At 71.0% G+C, this 8490-nt stretch carries 8 protein-coding genes; 5 read left to right on the forward strand and 3 right to left on the reverse strand.

Annotated elements, in window-relative coordinates; translation table 11 throughout:
* Positions 1 to 105: 105 nt before the first annotated feature.
* Entirely contained in the window at positions 106 to 423 is a 318-nt protein-coding gene (locus ABD298_RS15770) for a hypothetical protein (RefSeq protein WP_344300715.1), read from the forward strand.
* A 79-nt stretch (positions 424 to 502) separates the two neighbouring features.
* Here ABD298_RS15770 and ABD298_RS15775 read toward each other — a convergent pair whose 3' ends face one another.
* The 3 genes from ABD298_RS15775 to ABD298_RS15785 form a co-directional block, all read right to left on the reverse strand.
* A complete protein-coding gene (locus tag ABD298_RS15775) occupies positions 503 to 1516 on the reverse strand; it encodes a DMT family transporter (protein WP_344300716.1) in 1014 nt (337 codons plus the stop codon).
* Between the two features lie 68 nt (positions 1517 to 1584).
* Entirely contained in the window at positions 1585 to 2337 is a 753-nt protein-coding gene (locus tag ABD298_RS15780) for a flavodoxin family protein (RefSeq protein ID WP_344300717.1), read from the reverse strand.
* A gap of 90 nt (positions 2338 to 2427) precedes the next feature.
* A complete protein-coding gene (locus ABD298_RS15785) occupies positions 2428 to 3663 on the reverse strand; it encodes an MFS transporter (RefSeq protein ID WP_344300718.1) in 1236 nt (411 codons plus the stop codon).
* A 190-nt stretch (positions 3664 to 3853) separates the two neighbouring features.
* Between ABD298_RS15785 and ABD298_RS15790 the strand changes: the two genes are divergently transcribed.
* The 4 genes from ABD298_RS15790 to iolD all read left to right on the forward strand — a co-directional run bounded on the left by ABD298_RS15790 (position 3854) and on the right by iolD (position 8375).
* Complete coding sequence (locus ABD298_RS15790; protein WP_344300719.1) at positions 3854 to 4258, forward strand: tautomerase family protein; 405 nt, start codon at positions 3854 to 3856, stop codon at positions 4256 to 4258.
* A 141-nt stretch (positions 4259 to 4399) separates the two neighbouring features.
* Positions 4400 to 5404, forward strand: a complete 1005-nt coding sequence (gene iolC / locus ABD298_RS15795; RefSeq protein ID WP_344300720.1) for a 5-dehydro-2-deoxygluconokinase — start codon at positions 4400 to 4402, stop codon at positions 5402 to 5404.
* Positions 5401 to 6390: a Cgl0159 family (beta/alpha)8-fold protein gene (locus ABD298_RS15800; protein ID WP_344300721.1), complete on the forward strand. Its 990-nt coding sequence runs from the start codon at positions 5401 to 5403 to the stop codon at positions 6388 to 6390. Before iolC ends, ABD298_RS15800 begins: the two co-directional genes overlap by 4 nt.
* 14 nt (positions 6391 to 6404) lie before the next feature.
* Positions 6405 to 8375 (forward strand): 3D-(3,5/4)-trihydroxycyclohexane-1,2-dione acylhydrolase (decyclizing), encoded by a 1971-nt coding sequence (gene iolD / locus ABD298_RS15805; protein ID WP_344300732.1) that lies wholly within the window; start codon positions 6405 to 6407, stop codon positions 8373 to 8375.
* Positions 8376 to 8490: the final 115 nt, after the last annotated feature.

The raw sequence follows: 8490 nt of genomic DNA on the forward strand, positions 1-8490 counted from the left end.
TAACTCTTGACATGTGATTTCACAGGTTTAAAGTTTAAGGATCAGCGGAACGGGATGGGGGCCCGGACCGACCGCCACAGAGAAAGACCTAAGGAGGCGGGGGCCATGGTGGATGTCAACGAAGTCGTCCATGTGTGGAGCCGCGCCGGTCACGGAACTCCGGATGACCGACTGGGCCGCTACGCCCGAGCACTCACTGCCGATCGTCCCGTCGGTCCGTACCGGGCCCTCGACGACGCCCAGGAGGACCAGGCGATCCTCGCCCTCTACCGCGTGGACCGCCCGCAGGCGACGATCGCGGACCTCCACCAGATGCCGCCGCTCGCGCTGGCCAGCTACCACCAGATGCTCCACGACCTGGCCCGCGAGGGGCTCGGCCCGCTGCGGGACTCCCGCTCGGTCCCGATCGGGGGACTGCGGTGAAGCGGCGCATCCCGCGGGCTCCGCGCGGCCTCGGAAACCCCGTCCCTTCCCCTGCCCGCGGCGCGGCGCCGCTGCCCGGTCAGGTCCTCGAGGAGGAGCGCGAACGGCTCATCCGCCGGCTGGACGTGGAGATCATCGTCGCAGACTTCGTCTGAGGCGCTGTGGAACGGCCCTTCCCCGGCCGCATTCCCGCCCAGCTGCCCGCGAGGACGAGCAGGCCGCCGACCGCCAGGCCCGGGGTGAGGGGCTCGGCGTCGATGAGGGCGGACAGCACGATGGCGGGGATCGGGATCAGCAGGAACTGGTACGACGTCGCGGAGGCGCTCCATCGCCGCAGGACGAACAGGAACGCCGCGAAGATGACCACCGTGGACACGACCAGGAAGCCGAGCGCGACCCATGTCGAGGGAGCGGCGGGAAGCGTCCAGTGCTCACCGCTTGCGGCGGAGGCGATGGCGAGGAGGCCGGCGCCGACCGCCATGCCGATGGCATTGAGGGCGGCGATCGGCAGGGGCGGGAACCGCTTGACGACGACGGCTCCCGCGCCGACCGACACCGCGGCTGCGGTGATCGCGAGCACGCCGAGGATCGAGAACTGGGGCGCACCGCCCGTGCCGATCCCGCTGACGACGGCGATTCCCCCGAGCGCGACGACGGTGCCGAGCACCCGGCGCCAGCTGAAGACCTCGAGCCCGAAGGCTGCGGCGAGGAGGATCGTGGCCAGGGGCACCGAAGCGAGGATGATCTGGGCAAGGCCCGCGTGGACGGTGCGCAGTCCCTCGTAGATGAATCCGTAGGCGAGCCCGAAGTTGAGCAGCCCGTACAGGAGGGCCCCGGCAAGCTGCCGACCACGCGGCCAGGCCTTGCCGCTGAGGGCCATGATGACCACGAACACGAGTGCTGCGGCGGCGAACCGTGCTGCCGCCCCGAAGAGGGGATCGAGCTCCCGGTTGCTGACGCGGATCGCCACGGCGTTGCCTCCCGCGACGACCACTGCACCGGCGAAGACCAGGGCGGTCAGGGCGCCGCCGCGCAGTGCGCTGCGGCCGCTGTCCAGGGACCGAGGGGTCTCCGCGGGTTCGGCGATGTCCATGGGGACAGTGTGCGCCGATGCCACCCCCGCCGCCATCGCGCGAACGCGCGCCCGCGCGCCCGGGTGCGTCAGCGGTACTCGGGGTTGGGGTGTTCCTTGTTCGACAGGTCCCAGTTCGAAATCACGTTGCCGTGGGCCGGGATGCCGCCGGCGTCCTTGAGGCGCCGGGCCGTGTGCAGCATGTTCCACGCCGCGAACACCGTGTTCCGGGTGGTCCAGTGGTTCTGCGCGCCCCGGTTGTCGTCGAGGTACGACGGGCCCGGGCCGGCCTCCCCGTTCCAGTAGGCGTCCGCCTGCGGAGGGATCGTGAAGCCGATGTGGCTCAGGGCGTAGAGCAGCTGCGAGGCGCAGTGCTTGCCGCCGTCCTCGTTGCCGGTCACGATGACGCCGCCCACCTTGCCGTAGTAGGCCCACTGCCCCTTCTCGTTGGCCTCGCCGGAGTAGCCGTACAGCCGCTCGACCATCAGCCGGGTGACCGAGGACTGGTCGCCGAGCCACGTCGGGGTGGCGAGCACGACGATGTCCGCGGGCTCGATGAGGGAGTGGTAGAGCTCGGGGAAGGTATCTGTGGGCCAGCCGTGCTCGCGCATGTCGGGGTAGACCCCCGGCGGGATGTCGTGGTCCACCGTCCGGATCTCGTCCACGCGCGCGCCCACGCCCGCGACCACCCGCCTGCTGACCGCAATGAGGCCGTCGGTATGGCTCTGCTCGGGGCTGGGCTTGAGCGTGCCGTTGATGTACACCGCCCTCAGGTCCGAGAAGTCCGTAGTGCTCGCAGCGACCTCGGCGTCGATGAACGCCTGCACTGACTCCGGCAGCATGGCCGGCTCCTTCCGTTGTGGGTCGTTCCCGCTCTCGTCCACACGATGCTAGGCGCGCCGGGAGCGGGAGGGGAGGGGCGGCGTCGTGCGTCAGCGCGTCCGGATCGCCGCGAAGCCGCTGGCAGCCATGACGAGGACGGCGCCGAGGATGAGGGTGAGCGGCGCGGTCCAGCCGCCCGCCCAGGCACGCAGGCCGCCCATCACGATCGGCCCGGAGGACGCGACGGCGTAGCCGACGGTCTGGATGAGGGCGGTCATGCGGCGGTTCTCGTCGAGCGTGCGGGCCCGCTGGATCACCACCGTGAACACGACCGTGAATGTCCCTCCCTGGGCGATGCCGCCGAGGACGGCCCAGGCCAGCCAGGCGCCCGGCGCCGCGAGCAGCCCCGCCGGAAGGGCCACCCAACACGCGGCGACGAGGGCGAAGAGCCGGGTCGGGCCCCACGAGAACGCGTGCGCGAGCGCCGGGACGAGCAGCGGTCCTCCGATGGCGAGCACCTGGAACAGGCTCGCGGCGAGGCCGGCCTCGGACGGCGTCATGCCCCGGGTCTCGACCAGGAACGTGGGGAACCACAGCGTGACCGCGTAGTAGCCCAGATTGTGCAGCCCGAACGTGACTGTGAAGAGCCACATCATGCGCCTGTTCGCCGGGCTCACCTTCGCCCGTGGGACCGTCGCCGTGGGTGCGGCCTGCGCACGACGGCGCGCGGCCGCCCTGGCGAGCGGACCGGGGAAGTCCGCGTCCGACCACCGCGGCCCGTCCTTGCCGGGCGGGAAGACGAACAGCCAGGCGCCTGCCGCGACGGCTGTGACCGCGAGCCAGGAGGCGAGCGAGGCCTGCCATCCGACTGCAGCTGCGAGGGGCGCTGTGAGCGCCGAGGCGAGGGTCGTGCCCACGTTGACCGCCGCCGTCGTGAGCCCCGTCATGAGCGCCGCACGGTGCGGGAAGTCGCGGCCCACGAGCAGGGGAGTGGCGACGTTGACGATGGTCATCGCGGCTCCGATCGCCACTGTGCCCGCCAGTGCTCCCTCCGCCCCGCCATACGAGCGCAGCAGGATGCCCGCCGCGAGGCCGCCGAAGAAGTACAGGAGTGCATGGTTGATCCCGATCCGGCCGATGAACCAGGCCGCCGCCGGCGTGATGAGCCCGAAGCACAGGACGGGAATCGCGGTGAGGAGCCCGACGACGGCGGCCCCAAGGCCGGTGCCGCTCTGGATGTCCGGCAGCACCGGGCCGAGCGCGACGAGCGGCGCGCGGGCGTTGAGCGAGACGAGGCCGACGGCGAGCAGGGCCAGCGCCGCGGCGCGGCTCATCCGGCTGGTCACGGGGAGTCCTTTCGACGTGGGGCCGCCGGCGGGCTCCCACGTCGAATGCGGTTCCTGGCGGCGTCCCCACTCTCTCACGGCGGGGATGAGACGGTCCGACGATTTGACAGGACAAAGTGTTGCAGAGAAAGCCGGTTCCGCATATTGTAGTTATGTCAGGACAAAGTACCTAGCAAAAGGATTCGAGCCCATGCCCCTCATCCGCATCGACGTCGCCGCAGGCCGCACCCCGGAGCAGCTCGCAGGCATCAGCCGGGCCATCCACGACGCTGTCCTCGCTGAGTACCGGATCCCCGAACGCGACTACTTCCACATCATCACCGAGCACGCCCCCGGCCAGATCGTGGCACAGGACGCCGGGCTCGGCTTCGACCGGACCCCCGGGGTCGTGATGATCCAGATCTTCACCCAGGGCGGCCGGGCGCAGGAGGCCAAGGAGGGCCTGTTCGAGGCGATCGCCCGGAATCTCGGCGAGGCGGGCGTGCCGGGCGAGGACGTGTTCATCGGCTATGTCGAGAACACCGCCGGCGACTGGTCCTTCGGCTTCGGCCGGGCCCAGTACGTGACCGGAGAACTGGCCGTCCCTGCCCGCTGACGCCGCTGGGTCGACAATGGCAACTTGTCAGTACAAACCTTTGACAGGACATTAAATCTGTAGCAGAGTGGACCTGTGGCCGCCGCCACAGGCAGCGAAGCCGGCCCGGGTCACCGGGCTCCCAAGGAAAGGCACGCAGTAGTGACCTACGACGTTCTCACGATGGGGCGCATCAGCGTCGACATCTACCCCAACGACATCGGCGTCGGCCTGGCGGACGTGACGAGCTTCGGCAAGTACCTGGGCGGTTCGCCGTCGAACGTCGCCGTCGCAGCTGCCCGCCATGGGCGCGCCACCGCCGTCGTCACCCGCACGGGCGACGACCCGTTTGGCGAGTACCTCCATCGCGAGCTCGCCAAGTTCGGCGTCGACGACCGCTTCGTGACCCCGGTCGCCGGCCTCCAGACCCCTGCGACGTTCTGCGCGATCATGCCCGCCACGCACGATTTCCCGCTCTACTTCTACGGCCGATTCCCCACCGCCCCGGACCTGCAGATCCGGGCCGACGAGCTCGACTTCGACGCCGTCAAGGATGCGCGCATCTTCTGGTCCACGGTCACGGGCCTGTGCCAGGAGCCCAGCCGGTCCGCGCACATCGCCGCGCATGAGGCCCGGCCGCGCGCCGGCCTCGCCGAGGCCACCAGCACAGCGGGCCAGTTCACCGTCCTCGACCTGGACTACCGCCCGATGTTCTGGGACTCCGAGGAGGCCGCCCGCGAGCAGGTCGCCAAGGTCCTGCCCCACGTCACGGTCGCGATCGGCAACGAGGAGGAGTGCGCGGTCGCCGTCGGCCACGGCACCCCGGACGAGCAGGCGGACCGCCTCCTCGCTGCGGGGGTCGAGATCGCCGTCGTCAAGCTCGGCCCCGAAGGCGTCATGGCCAAGACCCGCACCGAGCGCGTCGTCTCCGCCCCGGTCCCGGTCGAGACCCTCAACGGACTCGGCGCCGGCGACTCGTTCGGCGGCGCGTTCTGCCACGGCCTCCTGGCCGGATGGCCGCTCGCCCAAGTCCTCGACTACGCCAACGCCTCAGGGGCGATCGTCGCCTCCCGCCTCGCCTGCTCCGACGCGATGCCGACGCCGGAGGAAGTCACCGCGCTGCTGGCCGAGCGCGGCCGCCTCGTCCCCGAGGCGGTGGCCCAGTGACTGCCGCCTCCGCCACCGACGCCGGGTCCCCGTCGGCAGCCCTCGCCAACCCGCACGACGACGACCCGCGCCGCTACGAGCACCTGACCAAGATCCGGCTCGAGGACCCGCAGGCGGTGGCCCGCGCGGCGGCCTCCCGCCGCCGCCACCCGGGCGCCGTCCTCGGGAAGCAGAACTTCATCGTCGCGGCCGACCACCCCGCCCGCGGGGCGCTCTCGGCGCAGGGCCAGCCCGAGGCCATGGCCGACCGGCGCGAGCTCCTCGACCGCCTCCAGACCGCCCTCGCGAACCCGGCCGTCGACGGCGTGCTCGCGAGCCCGGACATCATGGACGACCTGCTCCTGCTCGGCGCGCTCGAGGGCAAGCTCGTCTTCGGCTCGATGAACCGCGGCGGCCTCGCCGGGTTCGTCAACGAGCTCGACGACCGCTTCACCGGCCACACCGCCGAGGCGCTCGCGGCCCTCGGAGCCGACGGCGGGAAGATGCTCACGCGCATCGCCCTCGGCGATCCCGCCACGGCGTCCATCCTCGAGAACACGGCCAAGGCCGTGGACTCGCTCGCCGCCCACGGCCTCATCGCGATGGTCGAGCCCTTCCTCTCGAGCTGGGTCGATGGCAAGGTCAAGAACGACCTCTCCACTGAGGCCGTCGTCAAGTCGGTCGCGATCGCGTCCGGCCTCGGCTCCACGAGCGCGTACACCTGGATGAAGCTGCCGGTGGTGCAGGACATGGAGCGCGTCATGGCGGCGACGACCATGCCGACCGTGCTCCTCGGCGGCGATCCGGCCGGCCACCAGGACGAGGTCTTCGCCTCGTGGGGCCGGGCGCTCGCCCTTCCCGGCGTGCAGGGACTCACGGTGGGGCGCACCCTCCTGTACCCGGCCGACGGCGACGTGGCCGGCGCCGTCGCTGCCGCAGCATCGCTGCTGCGCGCCGAAGAGATCACCCCCGCTGCGGCGGCCAAGCCAATGGAGGCATCGAAGTGACATCCACCCGCACGATGACGGTCGCCCAGGCCCTCGTCGAGTTCCTCGGCCGCCAGTACACGGTGGACTCGGTGGGCGGCCCAGACGGTGGCGCCTACCGCGAGCGGCTCATCCCGGGCATGTTCGGCATCTTCGGGCACGGCAACGTGGCCGGCGTGGGCCAGGCGCTCAAGCAGTGGCAGGTCGTCGACCCCACGCTGATGCCGTACTACCAGGGCCGCAACGAGCAGGCGCAGGTCCACCAGGCCGTGGGCTACGCCCGCCATACGCGCCGCCGGCAGACGTTCGCCATCTCGACCTCGATCGGCCCGGGCTCGTCGAACATGCTCACCGGCGCGGCGCTGGCCACGGCCAACCGCCTCCCGGCCCTGCTCCTGCCGAGCGATACGTTCGCGACCCGCGCCGCGGACCCGGTCCTGCAGCAGCTCGAGCAGCCGCACGGCTACGACATCACGGTCAACGACGCGTTCCGGCCGCTCTCGAAGTACTTCGACCGGGTGAACCGCCCCGAGCAGCTCTTCTCCGCGCTCCTGCACGGCCTGCGCGTCCTCACGGACCCGGCTGAGACCGGAGCCGTGACCATCGCCCTCCCGCAGGACGTCCAGGCCGAGGTCTTCGACGTTCCCGAGGAGTTCCTCGCCGAGCGCGAATGGCGCATCCGCCGCCCCGAGCCCGAGGCCGAGGACATCGCCGAGGCCGCCCGCCGCATCCGCGCCGCGAAGCGCCCGGTCATCATCGCCGGCGGCGGCGTCCTCTACGCCTTCGCCACGGACCAGCTCCGCGCGTTCGCCGAGGCCACGGGCATCCCGGTCGGCTGGACACAGGCCGGCGTCGGCTCCCTCGCCTGGGACCACCCCCAGGCGCTCGGAGCGGTCGGTTCCACGGGCACCACGGCCGCGAACGCCGTCGTGCGCGATGCGGACCTCGTCATCGGCATCGGCACGCGCTACGAGGACTTCACCACGGCCTCGCGCACCGCATTCCAGGACCCGGACGTGAGCTTCGTGAACATCAATGTCGCTCCCATCGACGCCTACAAGCACGGCACCTCCCTGCCGATCGTCGCAGACGCCCGCAAGGCCCTCTCGGCGCTCGCGACGGCGCTCGGCGGCTACCGCGTCGGCGCGGAGCTCGAGCGCGTGGTCGCCGACGAGAAGGCCCGCTGGGACGACACGGTCGACACTGCTTTTGCCGAACGTCCGGCGTTTGCCGAGGACCACCAGCCGCTCGTGTCCCAGAACGCGATCATCGGCGCGGTCAACCGCGCGATGGACCCGCGCGACGTCGTGATCTGCGCCGCCGGCTCCCTCCCGGGCGACCTGCACAAGATGTGGCGGATCCGCGACCCGTTCGGCTACCACGTCGAGTACGCCTTCTCCTGCATGGGCTACGAGATCCCCGGCGGCCTCGGCGTCAAGCGCGCGGCCCTGGACGCCGCGGCACGCCCCAGCGCAGAAGGCCGCGAGGAGAACCGGGACGTCGTCGTCATGGTCGGGGACGGCTCCTACCTCATGATGCACACGGAGCTCGTCACCGCCGTCGCCGAGGGCATCAAGCTCATCACGGTGCTGATCCAGAACCACGGCTACGCCTCGATCGGTGCGCTGTCCGAGCAGCTCGGCTCGCAGCGCTTCGGCACCAAGTACCGCACCCTGGACCGTGAGCACCACACGTTCGACGACGGCGAGAAGCTCCCGATCGACCTCGCCACGAACGCCGAGAGCCTCGGCGTGACGGTGTACCGGATCGAGCCGGGGCCCGACGCCATCGCCGACCTCGAGGCCGCCATCGGCAAGGCCAAGGCCGCGCCGGAGGGCTCGGGCCCGATCGTGATCCACATCGAGTCCGATCCGCTCGTGGACGCCCCGAGCTCCGAGTCCTGGTGGGACGTTCCCGTCTCCGGCGCCTCCGAGCTCGAGTCCACCAAGCAGGCCTTCGCCACCTACATCGACCACAAGTCGCGTCAGCGGCCGTTCCTCGGCTGAACCGACACCACCGATCCGCACCTTCATCAGGAGCACATGAGATGACTGTCAAGACCATTCCGCATTTCCTCAATGGTGAGGAGTCCAACGGCGTCGGGGAGCGGACGCAGCCGGT

Origin of the sequence: Sinomonas flava, from assembly GCF_039531875.1 — a bacterium.
GTDB lineage: Bacteria > Actinomycetota > Actinomycetes > Actinomycetales > Micrococcaceae > Sinomonas > Sinomonas flava.